Below are 888 nucleotides of genomic sequence, written 5' to 3' on the forward strand. Positions count from 1 at the left end.
GGAAACGGCTAATTCTGATGGCAGCTTCACCTATACGGCAACGGCAGGGACAAATCCGGTATTCACATTAACCGTCAATCCAGACGGCAGCTACAACTTTACCCTTGAAGGCGCGATTGACCATGCAGCAAACAGTGACAGCTTAACGCTCAACTTCCCGATCACAGTGACCGATTTTGATGGAGACACGACTTCCGCCGTTATTCCTGTCACGATTACCGATGACCAACCGACTATCACAAATGTTGAAGCCATCAGTGTTGATGAAGACGACTTAGCGAACATCGGTTCGGACCAAAATGATTCACTTTCGATTGATGGGCAGTTCACGACAACGCAAGGTTCTGACCGCGTGGTGAGTTACCAGTTAGATACCTCTGTAGATGTGGTTGCAGGGCTCACCTCGCAAGGCAATCCAGTGACGTTGATAGAGACTGCAAATCCTGATGGCAGCTTCAGCTACGTTGCGGCCGCAGATGGCAACCCTGTGTTTACGTTGGTAGTGAAAACGGATGGCAGTTATAACTTCACACTGGAAGGCCCAATCGATCACGCTATTAATAGCGACGAGCTAACGCTGAACTTCCCAATTATTGCGACTGACTTTGATGGCGATACAACTTCTGCCACCATCCCAGTGACTATCGTCGACGATAAACCAGTCATCACGAATGTGGATGCAATCCAAGTTGATGAAGATGACTTGATTGGGATTGGCTCAGACCAAAATGATGCACTTTCTATCAACGGCCAATTTGCAACAACGCAAGGTTCTGATGGTGTCGTTAGTTATCAATTGGATGCTTCTGCCGACCCGGTTGCAGGGCTGACGTCTCAAGGCGTCGCGGTAACGATGACTGAAACGGCCAACCCAGACGGCAGTTTTAC

At 49.0% G+C, this 888-nt stretch carries 1 protein-coding gene; it reads left to right on the forward strand.

The window, feature by feature from the left end; genetic code table 11:
• A partial coding sequence (locus tag R7R24_RS25530) for a DUF5801 repeats-in-toxin domain-containing protein (RefSeq protein ID WP_318119904.1) occupies positions 1-888 on the forward strand: 888 nt, incomplete at both ends.

Source organism: Vibrio sp. 704 (assembly GCF_033339295.1).